Genomic DNA, 17,173 nt, shown 5'->3' on the forward strand with positions numbered 1-17,173 from the left:
AGCTAATCATAGCTAAAAGCCATCGATACCTGAGTGTCGATGGCTTTTTATTTCTAGTAGCCGTGCTTAGGGGGAGAGGAAAGTAAAAGGTCAGCTGCTCGCTGACCTTTTTGCTGAATAGTGTTATATCAGTTATACCAACCGGTATTACTCTTCGTTATTGGCATGCTCACCTATGAGTACAGGCACATCATAGGACTTACCCTTACGTATGATGGTCATAGAGATCTTCTTTCCGGGAGGAGTTTCGGCGATCCTATCCATGAGCATTTCAACCCCGGGAATATCTTCCCCTTCATACTGAATGATGACATCTCTCGGCTGTAGCTGGGCGCGCGCTGCGGGCCCATTGGGATCGACGCCTGTGATCACCACGCCAGTCAGATCCGGTAGGTTTAATATCTGTGCCATGACCGGGCTGATGGGTTCACCACTTATGCCTAATGCTCCACGGATCACCCGACCATTTTTAATCAGTTTACCCATGATGCTATGGGCCAGTTTGATTGGAATGGCGAAACTTATTCCATGACCGCCACCTTCTTCACCGACCTGGAAGGCCGCTGTGTTTATGCCGATAAGTTGGCCACTGGTATCTATGAGTGCTCCGCCTGAATTGCCTGCGTTAATAGCGGCATCTGTCTGCAGGAAGTCCAGGTAACCAGAGCTGAGTCCATTACGGCCGGTGGCACTGATAATCCCCTGAGTAATCGTCTGGCCAATGTTGTAAGGATTACCTATGGCTAAGACAACATCACCGACTTGTGCCGGCACTCCTAAGTTAATGGGCACTATCGGCAGGCTATCGCCTTCAATTTTCAGTACCGCCAGATCGGTGACAGGATCTGAACCGACGACTTCCGAGGTGAATTTACGGCCATCTTGCAGGGCGACGACGATCTCATCGGCTTTCTTAATGACATGGTAATTGGTAAGGATATAGCCTTCGCTACTCATTATCACGCCAGAACCAAGGCCCTGTAGTGAACCTGAGTTAAGAGGTTGATTACGATTGATACTCAGACTATAGATATTGACCACGGCAGGGGCTGCACGTCTGACAGCAACGGAAAACGAAAGCTCAACCCCATGATCACCACGCTTTTGGAAAAACAGGCTCGTCATATCCTTGTTTGCCAAAAAAGGCGTTACTACCAGAAAGACTGCCGCCATAATGAGGCCGAAAAAAACGGCCTTGCCGAGATAGAGTAGAGTGTCTTTAAGGGCCATATCAGAGAGTGTTAAAGAAAAAGTAGCGTAAGATTAGCATGTTTAAAGCTTGAAGGTAATTAAGATAAAGTGATGAAGCATCAAAGAAGACAAGCCTGTCAATGCTTCGTCATCGCTTTATTTGATATTAGGAGAAAAGCATAAAGGCTAACACCACCTTTATGCTTTCGTTTCTATCTGAGGACCAAGTATAGGCTGCTCTTGTCACGTTTTATCTTCAATGCTACATCGCCTTGTTGATCGGCAAGTTTGGCCTTGAGAGACTTAATATTTTTTATTGGTGAGCGATTCACACCGACAATAAGATCGCCTTTTTGTAAGCCACTGGCTGCCGCCGGCGAGTTTTGGGCCACATCGGTTATCTCGACGCCTTGCTTGCTGTTTTCTAATGCCGCGCCGGCTAGCATGGGATGAATGGCACCAGCGGCAGTTTCTGTTGTCTGACTGGTTTCCCCTAGAGTCGCGGTTACGCTGTGTTTGTCACCATCGCGGATCAAGCCAAACTCAACTTCTGCGCCTGCACCCATGGTGGCTACTTTCGCTCGCAACTCCTGGAAGCTTTTGATATTGCGTCCATTGACACTGACAATGATATCGCCCGCCTTTATACCTGCTTTATCGGCTGCACTATCGGTCATGACCTGATCGACGAAGCCACCATGTTGGGTATTTAAGCCAAAACCTTTCGCCAGCTCATTGGTCAGGTCTCGACCCGATACACCTAATACGCCGCGGCGGACTTCGCCGTGTTCGATGATTTGATCGACCAGGTTGTTAACCATATTGGAAGGGATCGCGAAGCCTATGCCTACGTTACCGCCGCCTGGGGCTACGATGGCGGTATTGATACCGATAAGGTTACCATTGAGGTTGACTAAGGCGCCGCCGGAATTACCACTGTTAATTGCTGCATCGGTTTGAATGAAGTTCTCTAGCATCTCAATACCCAGGCCAGAGCGGCCCATGGCGCTGACAATGCCCGATGTCACCGTTTGGCCTAGACCGAAAGGATTACCGATAGCAACGGCAAAATCACCGACCCTGAGTTCATCGGAGTCGGCACGTTTCAACGCAACTAAGTTATCGGCTTTGATCTGCAACAAGGCGATATCTGATTCGGCATCTGTGCCGATAAGTTTTGCCTCGACCTCACGTCCATCATGCAGGCCAATTAGAATCTCGTCGGCTCCTTCAATCACATGATTATTGGTGACGATATAGCCTTTGTCGGCGTCTATGATGACTCCCGAACCTAAGCCTCGAAATGGACGCTCCTGCACTTGCTCCCGGGGAGCATTAGGGCCAAAAAAATATCTGAAGGCATCGGGCAGTTTCTGCTTAGAAACATGGGTCCCTGTAACTGCTACGGCAACCACAGCGGGTGTTGTGCGCGTTAGCATGGGAGCCAGACTGGGGATGGATTGTCCATCGACCGCGATTGGAATTGCTGCCTGAGAGAGGCTAGGTGCCAAAGAGAGCGATGCCGTAAGCAGGGCGGCAGAGAGTAAGCTTAATTTGGATTTCATCTATTTGTAGCTCCAATATCGGATTCAGTAGTATTACTTAAGGATATAGGGATATTTTTTGCTATATCAAGAAGCAATTACGGATCTTTTGTTACTGAATCCGACAATCGGCTGGAGATGAAAGTTCATCTTTATTAACAAATGTTAATTTTTTTGATTCACGATTATGACATTTTCACTAGTGAGTTCATTGGCTTGGGTGTCTATAGAGTCTTGAGTTACTTCATGGCTAACTAAGTTAGCCAGAGGCTTAGCAGTGCTTTTGGGGGCTAAGGTGTTCGCCGCTTCATTCCACTGTTTGTTGACCTTGTTTAATTGCTCCGTAAGCTCGGCGAGTTGTTTATGGTGCAGTTCGAAATGATCTGTGACCTCTTGCTTGTGCTGACTTAATTCTAATTTTGTCTGCTCAAAGGCTTTTCCCTTGCCATTGGGCTCACTGTTACGGGCAATGATAGTACGACCGACGTAACCCAGTAAGATACCGAGAACGAAAGTTGCAATAACTAAGGGCCATTCCATATAAAACTCCTTTACATCAGGAACTGAAAAATTCGAATAAATTATTATTGCTGGCATGATACCATCTAGGCGTTCATTTAAGCATTAAAGAGATTATTTTACGTGTCCCAGCTAACTCCGTGGCAGCATTACCAGCAAGACTTGACTCGAGATGACTTTTCACACGATCCAGCGCAGGAACAAGCGGTAAAAAGTTTGCAGCGTGTGTTTGATGAAATTCAGCTTATCAATAGCAAGCCGAGCCTGATGAAAAGGGTATTTTCGTTTCTGGGGGCAAAACAACAAGGGGTTCAGGGGCTTTATCTCTGGGGCGGGGTTGGGCGCGGTAAAACCTACTTGATGGATACTTTCTATGAGGCTTTGCCCGGAGAGAGAAAGCTGCGGGCACACTTCCATCGTTTCATGCATCAGGTTCACTTAGATCTAGATAGCCTGAAAGGGCAGAGAGATCCTCTATTGATCATCGCAAAGCAGATGGCTGGTAGGTATCAGGTGATCTGTTTCGATGAGTTCTTCGTGTCGGACATTACCGATGCCATGTTACTGGGTACCTTATTTCAAGCTCTATTCAAAGAGGGGTGGCGCTGGTCGCGACATCCAACATCATTCCCGACGAACTCTACCGTAATGGATTACAGCGAGCGCGCTTTCTGCCAGCCATCGCGCTGATCAATCAACATTGCCAAATACTCAACGTGGACTCAGGAATCGATTATCGTCTGCGTACTCTGGAGCAGGCGGAAATCTATCACTTCCCCCTCGATGTTAAGGCCGATACTAATTTACTCTCCTATTTTGATAGGTTGGCACCCGAGTCTGAGGTGTCAGTAGATGGGATAGAGATCGACGGGCGTAACATAAGTATAAGAAAACAGGCTCAAGGCGTCTTACTAGTGGATTTTCTTGCCCTATGCGATGGACCAAGAAGCCAGAGAGACTATATGGAGCTTGCCTGCCTCTACCATACTGTCTTGCTCAGCGGGGTTAAGCAGATGGGTGATAAGCTTACCGGCGACGATATTGCCCGACGTTTTCTCGCCATGGTGGATGAGTTTTACGAGCGTAATGTGAAACTCATCATTTCAGCAGAAGTCTCCCTCGAAGACATCTACACTCAGGGCTTGTTGAGTTTCGAATTCAGGCGCTGCCGCTCACGTCTCACCGAGATGCAATCCCATGATTATCTGGCTTTAGAACATCTACCATAAGATTAAATATTTGAGCTTTAAAGGCCTAGCGGGAGGAGGGAGTTATTTAAATCACCAGCACTGCAAATATTAGGTGATTTTTAGCTCATCTTTGTCTATAATCCGCCACCTGCCCTCGTTACTCCATCGATTAGATGGAAGTTGTAAAGCCTAATTCTTTGCTCGAAGGGGCGGGGAATGGCACTATTTGTGTTTTTACCAATTTTGGTAAAGCATTTGAGACAGAATTTTAACATTGGGTTTTTGTAAAATGAAGACTACTTTTACTGCTACACCAGAGACAGTCACTCGCGAGTGGTTTGTCGTTGACGCTGAAGGTAAAACTTTGGGTCGTATCGCTACTGAAATTGCTTCACGTTTACGTGGCAAGCATAAGCCAGAGTATACACCTCATGTTGACACCGGTGATTACATCATCGTTATCAATGCTGAAAAAGTTACCGTCACTGGTAATAAAGCGAAAGGCAAAGTGTACTACTCGCATTCGGGTTTCATCGGTGGCATCAAGCAGATCACCTTTGAAAAGTTGCAGGCTCATAAGCCTGAAATGATTATCGAGAAAGCGGTTAAGGGTATGTTACCTAAAGGTCCTTTAGGACGTGCCATGTTCCGTAAACTTAAGGTTTACGCTGGTACAGAACATAACCACGCTGCACAACAACCTCAAGTTCTTGATATCTAAACAGGATTAAGCTAATGGCTGCAACTCAGTACTACGGCACTGGCCGTCGAAAAACATCTACTGCACGCGTATTCGCGAAAGCAGGAACTGGCAACATAGTTGTCAATCAACTTCCACTAGATAAGTATTTTGGTCGTGAAACTGCTCGTATGGTTGTTCGTCAACCACTAGAGCTAGTTGAAATGACTGATAAACTAGATATCTATGTAACTGTAAAGGGCGGTGGTATCACTGGTCAAGCAGGTGCAATTCGTCACGGTATTACCCGTGCATTGTTGGAGCTTGATGAAGCTCTACGTCCATCTCTACGTGCCGCTGGTTTCGTTACTCGTGATGCTCGTAAAGTTGAGCGTAAGAAAGTTGGTCTACGTAAAGCTCGTCGTAAGCCACAATTCTCAAAGCGTTAATTTTCGCTATCGAGAACTCAAAAAACCCAGCTTTTGCTGGGTTTTTTATTGCCTGAAATTTATTTTTACCATCAAAAATAGCGCATAGAAAGCATCACTTTGTTAATCTAGTCTTAATCCTGTTCAAGTTTACTCTACGCTATGCGGAATTTTAAATTATGTCACTACAGCTAATCATGCTAGCGTTAGGTATTGTGCTTGTTATCGAAGGAATTGGACCACTGTTATTTCCTAATCGCTGGAAAGCATATTTAAAGGATATTTCGAACCAAAATCAGCAACTTCTGCAACGTTTGGGTGGTGGTTTAGTCACCGCAGGTATCATTTTGTTGATTATTTTTTCATAAATTACTTGCCTACAGCCCCTATAGATCTGCTAAAATCCCGTTTTAACCACTACCGTGCAGCAAATAATGGGCAAAAACGTCGTAGTTCTCGGCACCCAATGGGGTGACGAAGGAAAGGGTAAGATAGTTGACCTACTTACCGAACAGGCTAAATATGTCGTTCGATATCAGGGGGCCACAATGCCGGTCACACTCTCGTTATCGATGGTGACAAAACCGTTCTTCATCTTATTCCATCAGGGATCTTACGTGATAATGTAAAATGCATTATCGGTAATGGTGTGGTGCTTGCGCCAGACGCTCTGATGACTGAGATCAACATGCTTAAAGAGCGTGGAGTTCCTGTTGAGGAGCGTCTACTGATCTCTGAAGCGTGTCCACTGATCCTTCCATTCCATTGTGCTCTAGATGTTGCCCGTGAGAAAGCTCGCGGTAATAAAGCTATTGGTACAACGGGCCGTGGTATTGGTCCTGCATACGAAGATAAGGTTTCACGCCGTGGTCTTCGTGTTGGCGATCTGTTTGATGCTGAGCTGTTTGCAGAGAAGCTGAAAGATGTGATGAGTTATCACAACTTCATGTTGACTGAATACTACAAGTGCGAAGCTGTAGATTATGAAAAGACATTGAAAGATGCTTTGGCAATCGCAGATTACCTTAAGAGTATGTGTACCGACGTCACTGAATTGTTAGATCAGGCGCGTAAAGCGGGTGAGCCTATTCTGTTTGAAGGTGCACAGGGTACCTTGCTTGATATCGACCATGGTACTTATCCTTTCGTCACCTCTTCTAATACTACCGCAGGTGGTGTTGCTACTGGTTCTGGATTCGGTCCACGTCATCTGGATTATGTATTGGGTATCATGAAGGCTTACACGACTCGCGTCGGAGCCGGACCTTTCCCAACTGAGCTTGAGTGTGAAATCGGTGACTACTTAGGCACTAAGGGTCACGAATTCGGTGCAACTACTGGTCGTAAGCGTCGTCCAGGCTGGTTAGACATAGTTGCAATGAAGCGTGCGGTACAGATCAACAGCGTAAGTGGTTTCTGTCTGACTAAGCTAGATGTGCTAGATGGTCTGAAAGAAGTGAAGATCTGCGTTGGTTACCAGTATCCGGATGGCACTGTCGCTACAGTGACTCCACTCGCAGCCGAAGGCTACGAGCAGGTAACACCAGTACTGGAAACTATGCCAGGCTGGAGTGAAATAACTTTCGGTGCGACTTCTTTAGAGCAATTGCCACAAGCGGCATTGAACTACATTAAGCGTCTCGAAGATTTGCTAGAAACGCCAATTGATATTATCTCTACGGGTCCCGATAGAAACGAGACCATGATTCTGGTGAATCCGTTTAGTTAATAGAAAGAGGCCGCATATAGCGGCCTTTTTATTGGTGCTGATACGGGCAGGCAGTGCTCAAGAAATGCGTTATACTGCCGATGACCTATTATGTACCCAATAGGCGAGTATTGATTAGACAAGGTATTCACCGATAATCGAGTGTCTTGTCTGATCACTACTTATGTTTATGAATTTTTCGCGAGAGAGCTCATGCTACGAGAAGTGCTAAAAGTTTCATCGAAAATCATGTCGCGTTATCTGTTGTTATCGATAGTAGCGCTTACACCAGCATTGAGCTGGGCCGAGACGCGAGCCGTGGATATCTATAGTCAGGAGCAGTTAATTGAACTGATCAGGACTAAACAATATCTTACGCGAGTCACGGGAGATGATTGTCAGTTAGTCCAGGATATTGAGGCGAGAGCCGAGGTGCTTAAACAGCCCCTATATCAATATCTTTGGGCCGAGATGCTTAATCATGGTATTTGTGTAAAAGCAAACCCACCGAGAGGGATCTCTTTACTACGTGACTCTGCAGAGCAGGGGAGCGCAGAAGCTATGCTCAGGATCGCCGAGTACTATCACGATGGACAATTTGTGATAAAAGATCGCGAGAGAGCCATTCATTATGTGATGCCCGCAGCGGCCAATGGCGATCTGCCGTCACGTATGATGTTAGTTAGACTGTTTGGTGAAGGCTATGGTAGCCCAAGAGATTTTGAGATGGGATATCACTGGCTATATAACGATGTATTTAGTGATGAGGCTACAAAACAAAAAGCCTTAGAATTATTGAAGGTGCTAGAGCAGAAGATGCCGCCCAGCGCAGTTGCCAGGGCAAAACAGGAGCACCTGAGATCCCGATAAACAGTACCATTTACCTATTAGTAATTGGTATGACCCGGAATGTTCCGGTAAAATATTTGAGATATTGAATGATCAAAGATCCGCATTTAAAGCGTGAACAAGAAAATTACGAAAACCCCATTCCAAGCCGTGAGTTTATTTTAGAATACTTACGATCAGAAAAATCCCCGTTAAACCGTGAACGCATAGCACAGGAGCTTAAACTCGAAAGTGAGGAGCAGCTTGAGGCGCTTAGACGTCGATTGCGTGCCATGGAGCGGGATGGGCAGCTTGTGTTTACCCGTGGACAGGCCTACGGCCTCCCTGAGCGTATGGACCTGCTTACCGGTACAATTATCGGTCACAGAGATGGTTTTGGCTTCTTGAAGCTGGAGGAGGGCGGTGACGACCTCTTTATCAATAACCGTGACATGATGATGTACTTTCACGGCGACAAGGTGCTGGCACAGAAAGCCGGAGTCGATCGTAAGGGGCGCCGCGAAGCCCGTATCGTACGCCTGGTCGAACAGAGAGCTGCCGCCCTAGTGGGACGTTTCCATCTGGATTCCGGCATGGCTTTCGTCATAGCCGATGACCGGCGCATAGGTCAAGAGATACTCATTGCCGATGAGGACCGTAATGGTGCTCGCCAGGGTGATGTAGTGGTGCTTGAATTGACTCGTCGTCCGGGCCGCTATGTGAAGGCTGCAGGTAAAGTTACCGAAGTCTTAGGCAAGCAGCTTGCTCCGGGTATGGAGATCGAGATTGCCCTGCGTAACTACGATCTGCCACATACCTGGTCGAGTCAGATTGAGAAGAAGCTGCGCGCTATTCCCGATGAAGTGACTGAAGCTGACAAAGAGGACCGGGTTGATTTACGTCACTTGCCTTTAGTGACTATTGATGGCGAAGATGCCCGAGATTTCGACGATGCCGTTTATGCCGAAGCGAAAAAGAGCGGTGGCTGGCGTCTTTGGGTAGCGATTGCCGATGTGAGCCATTATGTGCGCACCGAATCGGCGTTAGATAAGGAAGCACGTAGTCGAGGAAACTCGGTGTATTTCCCATCACAAGTTATCCCTATGCTGCCGGAAAAGATCTCTAATGGCTTATGTTCTTTGATGCCAGAGGTCGATCGCTTATGTATGGTTGCCGAGATGACTATCTCCGCAGCAGGTAAGCTCTCAGGATATAAATTCTATCCGGCTGTTATGCATTCTCATGCCCGTCTGACTTATACCCAGGTTGCCGATATGCTCGAAGGCGGAGAGGTGAGTGATAAACTCAAACCTATATTCCCGCATCTGCAGACGTTGCAATCTCTGTATCTGACTCTGGATGTGACACGTGCGCAACGAGGCGCTATCGCATTTGAAACTACTGAGACTCAGTTTGTTTTCAATGCAGATCGCAAGATTGACAGCATAGTACCGAGAAATCGTAACCAGGCCCATAAGATCATCGAAGAGTGCATGATTTTGGCTAACGTGGCATCGGCCAAGTTCGTCAAGAAGCACAAAGGCGAAGTCTTATACCGGGTGCATGAGTCTCCATCTGAGCAGAAGCTGAGTAACTTTAAAGACTTCCTCAAGGAACGTGGCTTGACCATGGGTGGGGGGCTTGAGCCTACACCGACCGATTATCAGGCGCTGATGGAATCGATCACAGATAGGCCCGATGCCGAGCTTATCCAGATCATGTTACTACGTTCCATGAAGCAAGCGGTTTACACACCGGATAATGAAGGACACTTTGGTCTAGCCTTAGAAGCATACTCTCACTTTACTTCGCCTATTCGTCGTTATCCGGATCTTATTCTGCATCGGGTTATTCGCTTCCTGCTGGCGAAAGAACAGGGAGAAACGACAGAGAAATGGACGCCTGGTGGTGGTTATAACTATCAGCTAGAAGAGTTAGATCTTCTTGGTGTCGAGTGTTCGACCACAGAGCGCCGCGCCGATGAGGCGACCCGTGATGTCAGCGATTGGCTCAAGTGTGAGTTTATGCAAGATCACGTGGGCGATACCTTCGACGCTGTAGTGGCCTCGGTAACTCATTTCGGCATGTTCGTCCGTCTTGATAAACTCTTTATCGATGGCTTAGTGCATATCTCAAGTTTGGGTAGCGATTACTACCAATATGATAATATGCGTCAGCGTCTGGTGGGTGAATCATCCGGTCAGGTATACCAGATAGGTGACAAGGTCACGGTGAAGGTGGCTAGCGTCAATCTGGATGACAGGCAGATTGACTTGATGATGGAAGGTGAGGAAGGTAAGTCTAAACGTCCAAGCCGTGGCAAGAAGCCAATGACTGCCAGAGAGCGAGTCAATGCAGAGGGCGCTAAGCTAGGCAAAGCAGATAAGAGCGGTAAACCTAAACGACGCGGTTCTCGCTCAAAATCAGCGGCGGGTAAAGCTTCTGCCGATTCAGCTAAAACCAATACAAGCGGTGGAGCTAAAAAGTCCGGCGCTAACACAAAAACGACGGCTAAGAAGTCGAAGGCTAAAAAGTCTTCAGCAAAAAAGGCTTCAGTAAAAAAGAGCCCCGCTAAGCGTAAAGCCAAAGCAAGCAAGTAATAGAGACAGTAATAGATGAAAAAACAAGATATCACCTTTGGTATTCACGCCGTTGAAGCGGTACTGAAATATAGCCCGGAACGCGTAATCGAACTTTGGGTACTACAGGGCCGTGATGACAAGCGTTTTATGCCGATCCTAGAGAGCGCGGCGGAGTACGGTGTCTCAGTGCAGCATGCAACACGTAAGGTATTGGATGACAAGTCAGACGGTGGTCAACATCAAGGCGTGATAGCCAGAGTCAAGGCCGTCAAGCAGCTCAATGACAAAGACTTAGCGGTCTTAGTAGAGAAGACAGAGACACCTTTCTTGCTGATCCTCGATGGTGTTACCGATCCGCACAATTTAGGTGCTTGTTTGCGTAACGCAGATGCTGCCGGTGTTCATGGGGTTATCGTGCCACGTGATAACTCTGTAGGTCTAACGCCAACGGTGAGCAAGGTTGCTTGTGGCGCTGCAGAAGTGGTGCCCCTGTTTCAGGTCACTAATCTGGCTCGCACCATGAAAAGCCTGCAAGAGAAAGGTATCTGGATTGTCGGCGCTGCGGGTGAAGCCGAGCATGACTTGTATAAAGCCGATCTTAAGGGCTCTCTGGCTATCGCCATGGGTGCCGAAGACAAGGGTCTGCGTCGTCTCACTCGTGAAAGCTGTGATTCACTAGTTTCGATACCTATGACCGGCTCAGTGTCCAGTCTGAACGTCTCAGTGGCGACTGGGGTTTGCTTGTTTGAAGCTGTACGCCAAAGATTGAGCTAAGTTTGTGAAAACTTAGCTATCGTCATTTTGGGAGCTTGTATCTCATAGTGCATCGAATGCCGATGTGGATTAGTCCTCATCGGCATTTTTGTTTCCATCGTTTGATTCGATGACCGTTATCGGTGAGTGTATGAAAGGCGTACCTTCATGGTTACTTATCACCTGCCGTGGGCTTATGTGCAGATACTTCTGCAAGACGCCGCAAGTACAATCCCTGTAGGCTCTGCCAAAACGTCCCTGTTTTGGAAGCTCGCAGCCGCATATATGAACCCATCCTGTTTGCAAGACATTTGATATCAATTTTGAGAAGAGTTCATTGCACCCATATATTCGGCCTATTTATGAGGTTATGGAAGTCGTGCCTTCATTGATACATATCACCTGCTGTGGTGCCGTGCAGGGTCTTGTATGTTCCAGACATGCATAAGACATTTCCTATATTCCTATAGGTCAGATGCATCAATGTCGTGATCACATGGATGTGAATGAACGATCTTATATGCAGATACTTCTGTGGCACAGCTAGTACGTGCTTGTAAGTTTGGCCGTGACATCTTTGTCACGGTCGGTTGTTAGTGGATTACAAGAAAGTTTGACCTTTATTCACTCAACTCTGTTTGTATTAGTTACAAAAATTATTTTTATACTAATTTTCCATATTGCGATTTCTTTTGTTTTTTATCAGGAATTGATGTTTCAAGTCTGAACGCTTTTTGATCGTTGTTTCAGGTAGGGGTAAGCATTGCTGATAAGTACGCCAGCGCCAACTAAGGCAATCCCCACCACCTGAATCCATTGGACTTGGGTACCCGCAAGCACTGAAATAACCAGGGTAAAGATTGGCATGATATTGAAAATTGAGGTGACCTTGTGTGGACCTAGTACAAATGCTCCTTTCATCCAGAAGTAGTAGGCTAGCAGAGTGCCACATAGTCCCATATACACGATCAGTATGGTGTCTTTAAATGTCAGCAGAGAGAGGCCATTGAGAAAGTCCCCTTGACAGCAGCGATTATTAGCATTTGAAGTGCACCCAGACACATCATCCATCGTAGCTGTTGGCCGATCGGAATATTGGGTGTCCAGCGTTTTGAAAGAATTGTATACAGGCAGCCACTCGTGAGGGCGACAACCATCAGTAGATCGCCAGAGTTAAATGATAGAGATAGTATATTTCCACCAGTGATAACTAAGAGCACACCCACAATGCTGACGAGCGCCCCTGCAATGTTGAAACGAGAAATAGGTGTTTTTAGCAGTAGTGCTGACAGCAGTATTCCTGCGAGAGGCATGTTTGCCATAACTACTGATGCATTAACTGCCTGAGTGTATTTCATCGCGAAGAAAATGGAGAAATTTTGAATGGTGACACCAATGGTCGCGATAACAAACAGAGCGTATTTGTTCCTTCTTGTCAGCGAAATTTCATTTGATTGGTATCGTGTAGCCCTTAGGCCAACTAAAACTAGAGCTGCAACGGTAAAGCGCAGAGCTGCTGACAGTAGGGGAGATATTTCGGGGTGATTGCTTTAATCGCATTAAAGTTACTGGCCCAGAAAAAGATTGCAACGATAATCCCAGCCCAGACATAATTATTTTTAGACATATATACCTCAGTGTTTTGACTTGTTGGTATAAGGGTATATATTTCAATCATGATATTTAATGGCCAATATTGGGAGTTCATATCTCAAATATGAAAAGTCATTCGTTGGACGACTTACAACTATTTATTTTAGCTGCAAAATATAAAAGTTTGACACAAGCGTCTGAGCATCTCAGTGTGCCATTGGCGACTCTCAGCAGAAGACTGAAACGGCTTGAAGTCAAACTTAATTGTCGATTGTTTAACCGGAGCGCTCATCATTTCTCACTGACCCTTGATGGAGAAAAGTATCGGCAGTTGTGCGAACCTTTAATCCTCGGATTGGAAAACGTCACCGATCGCATCGCGCAAGACAGAAAGGCGCTGTCTGGTAAAATAAAAATTTCTGCTCCCATCAATATGACTCAGGTGTGGTTGAAGCATTGCATCTATGAGTTTGCAGAAAAGCACCCGGATATCTGTATTGATTTGGACGTTCAAAACGATAAAATCGACTTGATATCCAAACAGGTTGATATCACGTTTCGTATTGGTGATTTAATCGAAATGGACTGGGTGGCGAGAAAGCTCTGGCACCTGCCATTCGGTTTATGTGCTTCGACTTTTTATCTTGAGCAGTATGCTCCAATTACCCATCCATCAGAGTTAGCTAGGCACCGTCTTATCACGGTTAATAATGACCGTCATTGGAAAATGACACATCAGATAAGTGGTGAGATCTTCTCGTATGAAGATACATTTAACTTTTCTTCTAATGATGTTTTATTGGTCAGAGATGCGGCTGTAAAAGGGCTGGGAATAGCTTGGATACCACCTTATTACTTCAATAATCTAGCTAAAAATAATCATCATCTGGAGCCGGTTCTTCCGGATTGGCAAGGGGCTGAAAGAGAGGTATATATAATGTACCGGGACAGGGATAAGCGGCCTGCGAGAATTGATGCTTTTATAAACCATGTCTACGAGTGGAAGTCCCGATTCAATATGGGTCTGTAAGTTATGTAAACCTTCAATGAACTTGCTAGTACCACTACTGGTTTTAGTCATGATAAAGGCGATAAGGCGATAAGGCGATAAGGCGATAAGGCGATAAGGCGATAAGGCGATAAGGCGATAAGGCGGTCGGAGCGAATTAGAGCCTCTAAGAAGGATTAGTCCATAAATGACTTACTAACCAGTAAACACTCAAATCGAAGAGATAAACACTCAGGTGTGAACGCGGCTGCGAGCTTCCGAAACAGGGATGTTTTGACAGAGCCCACAGGGAAGTGTTCACGGCGTCTCGTAGAAGTGTTTACATGTTTGGCGAGCCACAGGCTATAAATTAGATTGAAGCTAGGCTATTCAGCAAGCTAACTAAATACCAAAATCATATAAATGAACCCACAGGGGATATTTCAGTAATTTGTTATCCGACAAGTTCATTCACTACTAGAACGTATACAGCAAATTGAACGTGGTGATGGTGTCTGTCTGCTTGGTGCCTTCGGGGACGACGTCGGTGTACTTGATGTTGACGCCTATCTTGAAGGCCCAGTCTTGAAATAGGGTATTCTTGTAATTCATATCCAGCGTGAGGGTGCTGTTATTTTCGCCCACTTCTGCGGTGAGGTCGGCGTTGAGGCTGGTGTATTCCTGCAGTTTTTGTTCAAACTTGGCTGCGGTACGGATAATGATGTCTTTCTCGGCCACGGGATCTGACTCAGATTCTGTTTCGATAGGCATGTTATATCGGTAACCTGGACCGATTTCTAAGCTGAGCTTAGTATCGCTATTTGAGATAGCATCGAAACCGTAACCCACAGAAACCGTAGATATTTGGGTGTAACTACCGAAGCGGTCAAGGGTAAAGTCACCTCGAGCGAAGACATAACCATCGTCTAACCATGAAAAATCATTGTCTAGTTTATAGCTGGACTGCAGCTGTAAATCATATTTCTCCGCCGTTGTTTTCTCATTATCGGCAGCATAATAGAGTTTAAATGTCCCTTCTTGTCTAAACTGCTCAGTATCGTAAACCAGTTTGGTTCGACCATTGAAGCTACTGGATTCGGTATTGCCGGTATTGAGTTGCAAACCTGCCTCGATTTCTGCGGTGAAATCACTGGGCGGCTCCTGGTAATCGGGTGGCACTAAAGCCCAGGCTGACATAGGTATAGATACAAGTAGGGCAGTTAAAACTCTAAACATTATTTTATTCTTATTATTATTTTAATGTGGTGGGTTCTATGACGATAGGTCAACATCATACCTATTCTGTTCTGCATCGGTAAAGTTAATATAACGATACAATTTCAAATTATTGCTGCCATGTTTAATGTGACAATCAGGCCACGGATAAGCAATGAACTTAGCTGGTCACTTGTCTGTGGGCTTATGTCAAAGTTATGCCTGTCGATGAACACGACTCAAGTCGACACATTAGTTTAATTGGTTATAGATTCTTCTTGAATTTAGTCTTAGATTTGTGTAATATTCCGCGGCTTAAATCAGTCACTTTAATTAGTTCCTTGCCTCTATTTGGTCTGACTGAGCCAACAACGAGGCTAGATAACCGTAAGGAGCAAAAAAATGCGTCATTATGAAATCGTATTTTTGGTTCACCCTGATCAGAGTGAACAAGTACCTAGTATGATTGAACGTTACACGGGTATTCTTACCCAAGCTGGCGGTCAAGTTCATCGTTTAGAAGACTGGGGCCGTCGTCAACTGGCTTACCCAATCATCGAATTGCACAAGGCTCACTATGTTCTTATGAACGTAGAAGCTTCTGCTGAAACGGTTGAAGAGTTAGAAACAGTTTTCCGTCTTAACGACGCTGTTCTGCGTAGCATGGTTATGCGTACTAAAGCTGCCATCACTGAAGCATCTCCAATGGCTAAGCTAAAAGAAGAGCGTGATTCACGCCGTTCTAGCGAAGGCGAGCGTCGTAGCGCGCCTGTTGAAAAAGCTGTTGAAGAAGTTAAAGAAACCGCTGAAAAAGCAGCAGAGTAAGTTTTTCTTTGGCCACAAACCATTTGGTGTTATCGGGAACCATTACGCGTTCCAGAAGCTTTAAAAGCCCGGCAGGCATCGCACACTGTGTGATTATGCTGGAACACAAATCTCAGTGCTTCGAAGCAGAGATGCTAAGAAACGTATACTGTCAGATACAAGTGATATTAAGTGGTGAACGCTTTGAAAGCGTTACAGATAAACTGAAAATCGGCGTGGATATTGAAGTGCAAGGCTTTATCGCTCTCCAGCAGAGTCGAAATGGTCAAAATCGCTTAGTAATACACGCTGAAAATGTCGAATTGAAAACTTAGGAGACTGTCACATGGCACGTTATTTCCGTCGTCGCAAGTTCTGCCGTTTCACAGCAGAAGGCGTTACAGAGATTGATTACAAAGATATCGTAACTCTAAAGAACTATATCACTGAAAGTGGTAAAATTGTTCCTAGCCGTATCACAGGTACAAACGCTAAATATCAACGTCAACTAGCTCGCGCTATCAAGCGTGCTCGTTATCTTTCTCTACTGCCTTACACTGATTTACATCAGTAATAGCGCAATAATCTAGAGGAATTAATAATGAACATTATTTTACTTGATAAGATCGCTAACCTAGGAAATCTAGGTGACCAAGTTGCAGTTAAGTCTGGTTACGCACGTAACTATCTTCTGCCACAAGGTAAAGCTGTTGTTGCCAACGTTGCTAACACTGAAGTCTTTGAAGCACGTCGTGCTGAATTAGAAGCTAAGTTAGCTGCTACCCTTACTGCTGCAAACGAGCGCGCTGAGAAAATCAATGCACTTGAGTCTGTTGTTATCGCTTCTAAAGCTGGTGACGAAGGCAAGCTGTTCGGTTCAATTGGTAACCGTGATATCGCTGATGCAGTTACAGCTGCTGGTGTTGAACTAGTTAAGAGCGAAGTTCGTCTTCCATTAGGTGCTTTGCGTACTACTGGTGAGTTCGAAGTTGAAGTTCAGGTTCACACTGAAGTTAAAGCTATCGTTAAGATTTCTGTTGTTGCAGAAGCCTAATTACATAGTTTTAAAGCGAACGACTTAATGCCTCGGTATTAAGGCAAAAGCTTTAAAAGAAAACACCGCACTAATTTAATTAGGGCGGTGTTTTTTT

At 45.6% G+C, this 17,173-nt stretch carries 17 protein-coding genes and 2 pseudogenes; 13 read left to right on the top strand and 6 right to left on the bottom strand.

Annotated elements, in window-relative coordinates; genetic code table 11:
* Nucleotides 1-147 precede the first annotated feature (147 nt).
* From degS to FM037_RS02805, 3 genes are all read right to left on the bottom strand, one after another.
* Nucleotides 148-1,230 (bottom strand): outer membrane-stress sensor serine endopeptidase DegS, encoded by a 1,083-nt coding sequence (degS, locus tag FM037_RS02795; protein WP_144044755.1) that lies wholly within the window; start codon nt 1,228-1,230, stop codon nt 148-150.
* Nucleotides 1,231-1,403: 173 nt separating this feature from the next.
* The gene (degQ, locus tag FM037_RS02800; protein ID WP_144044756.1) at nt 1,404-2,756 is read right to left on the bottom strand and encodes a Do family serine endopeptidase DegQ; all 1,353 of its coding nucleotides are present in this window, start codon (nt 2,754-2,756) and stop codon (nt 1,404-1,406) included.
* Nucleotides 2,757-2,900: 144 nt separating this feature from the next.
* Nucleotides 2,901-3,275, bottom strand: coding sequence for a ZapG family protein (locus FM037_RS02805; RefSeq protein ID WP_144044757.1), 375 nt, complete (start codon nt 3,273-3,275; stop codon nt 2,901-2,903).
* A 102-nt stretch (nt 3,276-3,377) separates the two neighbouring features.
* Between FM037_RS02805 and zapE the strand changes: the two are divergent.
* The 8 genes and pseudogenes from zapE to rlmB all read left to right on the top strand — a co-directional run bounded on the left by zapE (nt 3,378) and on the right by rlmB (nt 11,443).
* A pseudogene (gene zapE, locus FM037_RS02810) lies at nt 3,378-4,483 on the top strand (cell division protein ZapE).
* Nucleotides 4,484-4,733: 250 nt separating this feature from the next.
* Nucleotides 4,734-5,165: a 50S ribosomal protein L13 gene (rplM, locus tag FM037_RS02815; protein ID WP_013049718.1), complete on the top strand. Its 432-nt coding sequence runs from the start codon at nt 4,734-4,736 to the stop codon at nt 5,163-5,165.
* Nucleotides 5,166-5,179: 14 nt separating this feature from the next.
* Nucleotides 5,180-5,572 (top strand): 30S ribosomal protein S9, encoded by a 393-nt coding sequence (gene rpsI / locus FM037_RS02820; protein WP_144044758.1) that lies wholly within the window; start codon nt 5,180-5,182, stop codon nt 5,570-5,572.
* A 158-nt stretch (nt 5,573-5,730) separates the two neighbouring features.
* On the top strand, nt 5,731-5,919 hold the full coding sequence (locus FM037_RS02825) for a DUF2065 domain-containing protein (protein ID WP_144044759.1): 189 nt from the start codon (nt 5,731-5,733) through the stop codon (nt 5,917-5,919).
* Nucleotides 5,920-5,985: 66 nt separating this feature from the next.
* Nucleotides 5,986-7,280, top strand: a pseudogene (locus tag FM037_RS02830) (adenylosuccinate synthase).
* 228 nt (nt 7,281-7,508) lie between these two features.
* Nucleotides 7,509-8,129 carry a tetratricopeptide repeat protein gene (locus FM037_RS02835; RefSeq protein WP_144048793.1) on the top strand — a complete coding sequence of 207 codons (621 nt, stop codon included), beginning with the start codon at nt 7,509-7,511 and terminating at the stop codon, nt 8,127-8,129.
* A gap of 68 nt (nt 8,130-8,197) precedes the next feature.
* Complete coding sequence (rnr, locus tag FM037_RS02840; protein WP_144044760.1) at nt 8,198-10,687, top strand: ribonuclease R; 2,490 nt, start codon at nt 8,198-8,200, stop codon at nt 10,685-10,687.
* Nucleotides 10,688-10,702: 15 nt separating this feature from the next.
* Nucleotides 10,703-11,443 carry a 23S rRNA (guanosine(2251)-2'-O)-methyltransferase RlmB gene (gene rlmB / locus FM037_RS02845; RefSeq protein WP_144044761.1) on the top strand — a complete coding sequence of 247 codons (741 nt, stop codon included), beginning with the start codon at nt 10,703-10,705 and terminating at the stop codon, nt 11,441-11,443.
* A 696-nt stretch (nt 11,444-12,139) separates the two neighbouring features.
* Here the strand turns inward: rlmB and FM037_RS28725 are convergent.
* Together FM037_RS28725 and FM037_RS30290 are read right to left on the bottom strand one after the other, a co-directional pair.
* A complete protein-coding gene (locus FM037_RS28725; RefSeq protein WP_221937457.1) occupies nt 12,140-12,484 on the bottom strand; it encodes a DMT family transporter in 345 nt (114 codons plus the stop codon).
* A complete protein-coding gene (locus FM037_RS30290; protein ID WP_221937516.1) occupies nt 12,412-12,957 on the bottom strand; it encodes a DMT family transporter in 546 nt (181 codons plus the stop codon). The genes FM037_RS28725 and FM037_RS30290 overlap by 73 nt, the downstream gene beginning before the upstream one ends.
* 182 nt (nt 12,958-13,139) lie before the next feature.
* Here FM037_RS30290 and FM037_RS02855 point away from each other — a divergent pair, with 182 nt between their 5' ends.
* Nucleotides 13,140-14,045, top strand: coding sequence for a LysR family transcriptional regulator (locus FM037_RS02855; RefSeq protein ID WP_144044762.1), 906 nt, complete (start codon nt 13,140-13,142; stop codon nt 14,043-14,045).
* A gap of 435 nt (nt 14,046-14,480) precedes the next feature.
* On the opposite strand, the gene FM037_RS02860 is transcribed toward FM037_RS02855, so the two are convergent.
* Entirely contained in the window at nt 14,481-15,239 is a 759-nt protein-coding gene (locus tag FM037_RS02860) for a DUF481 domain-containing protein (protein ID WP_144044763.1), read from the bottom strand.
* 381 nt (nt 15,240-15,620) lie between these two features.
* On the opposite strand from FM037_RS02860, the gene rpsF reads away from it, so the two are divergent.
* Genes rpsF through rplI form a run of 4 tightly spaced genes read left to right on the top strand, consistent with a single transcriptional unit; the run spans nt 15,621 to nt 17,076 of the window.
* On the top strand, nt 15,621-16,043 hold the full coding sequence (rpsF, locus tag FM037_RS02865; protein WP_144044764.1) for a 30S ribosomal protein S6: 423 nt from the start codon (nt 15,621-15,623) through the stop codon (nt 16,041-16,043).
* 8 nt (nt 16,044-16,051) lie between these two features.
* Nucleotides 16,052-16,357 (top strand): primosomal replication protein N, encoded by a 306-nt coding sequence (priB, locus tag FM037_RS02870; protein ID WP_144044765.1) that lies wholly within the window; start codon nt 16,052-16,054, stop codon nt 16,355-16,357.
* Nucleotides 16,358-16,368: 11 nt separating this feature from the next.
* Nucleotides 16,369-16,596 (top strand): 30S ribosomal protein S18, encoded by a 228-nt coding sequence (gene rpsR / locus FM037_RS02875; protein WP_005497284.1) that lies wholly within the window; start codon nt 16,369-16,371, stop codon nt 16,594-16,596.
* 27 nt (nt 16,597-16,623) lie between these two features.
* Nucleotides 16,624-17,076 carry a 50S ribosomal protein L9 gene (rplI, locus tag FM037_RS02880; protein ID WP_144044766.1) on the top strand — a complete coding sequence of 151 codons (453 nt, stop codon included), beginning with the start codon at nt 16,624-16,626 and terminating at the stop codon, nt 17,074-17,076.
* The last annotated feature ends 97 nt before the right edge of the window (nt 17,077-17,173 follow it).

The organism is Shewanella psychropiezotolerans (assembly GCF_007197555.1).
GTDB lineage: Bacteria > Pseudomonadota > Gammaproteobacteria > Enterobacterales > Shewanellaceae > Shewanella > Shewanella psychropiezotolerans.

Excerpts from the sequence above, each read along its gene's own strand:
- rlmB (WP_144044761.1), top strand. The coding sequence starts at position 10,703 with ATGAAAAAACAAGATATCACCTTTGGTATTCACGCCGTTGAAGCGGTA.
- degS (WP_144044755.1), bottom strand. The coding sequence starts at position 1,230 with ATGGCCCTTAAAGACACTCTACTCTATCTCGGCAAGGCCGTTTTTTTC.
- rpsI (WP_144044758.1), top strand. The coding sequence starts at position 5,180 with ATGGCTGCAACTCAGTACTACGGCACTGGCCGTCGAAAAACATCTACT.
- rpsR (WP_005497284.1), top strand. The coding sequence starts at position 16,369 with ATGGCACGTTATTTCCGTCGTCGCAAGTTCTGCCGTTTCACAGCAGAA.
- rplM (WP_013049718.1), top strand. The coding sequence starts at position 4,734 with ATGAAGACTACTTTTACTGCTACACCAGAGACAGTCACTCGCGAGTGG.
- FM037_RS02805 (WP_144044757.1), bottom strand. The coding sequence starts at position 3,275 with ATGGAATGGCCCTTAGTTATTGCAACTTTCGTTCTCGGTATCTTACTG.
- rpsF (WP_144044764.1), top strand. The coding sequence starts at position 15,621 with ATGCGTCATTATGAAATCGTATTTTTGGTTCACCCTGATCAGAGTGAA.
- FM037_RS02855 (WP_144044762.1), top strand. The coding sequence starts at position 13,140 with ATGAAAAGTCATTCGTTGGACGACTTACAACTATTTATTTTAGCTGCA.
- FM037_RS02835 (WP_144048793.1), top strand. The coding sequence starts at position 7,509 with ATGTCGCGTTATCTGTTGTTATCGATAGTAGCGCTTACACCAGCATTG.
- rnr (WP_144044760.1), top strand. The coding sequence starts at position 8,198 with ATGATCAAAGATCCGCATTTAAAGCGTGAACAAGAAAATTACGAAAAC.
- rplI (WP_144044766.1), top strand. The coding sequence starts at position 16,624 with ATGAACATTATTTTACTTGATAAGATCGCTAACCTAGGAAATCTAGGT.
- FM037_RS02860 (WP_144044763.1), bottom strand. The coding sequence starts at position 15,239 with ATGTTTAGAGTTTTAACTGCCCTACTTGTATCTATACCTATGTCAGCC.
- FM037_RS02825 (WP_144044759.1), top strand. The coding sequence starts at position 5,731 with ATGTCACTACAGCTAATCATGCTAGCGTTAGGTATTGTGCTTGTTATC.
- degQ (WP_144044756.1), bottom strand. The coding sequence starts at position 2,756 with ATGAAATCCAAATTAAGCTTACTCTCTGCCGCCCTGCTTACGGCATCG.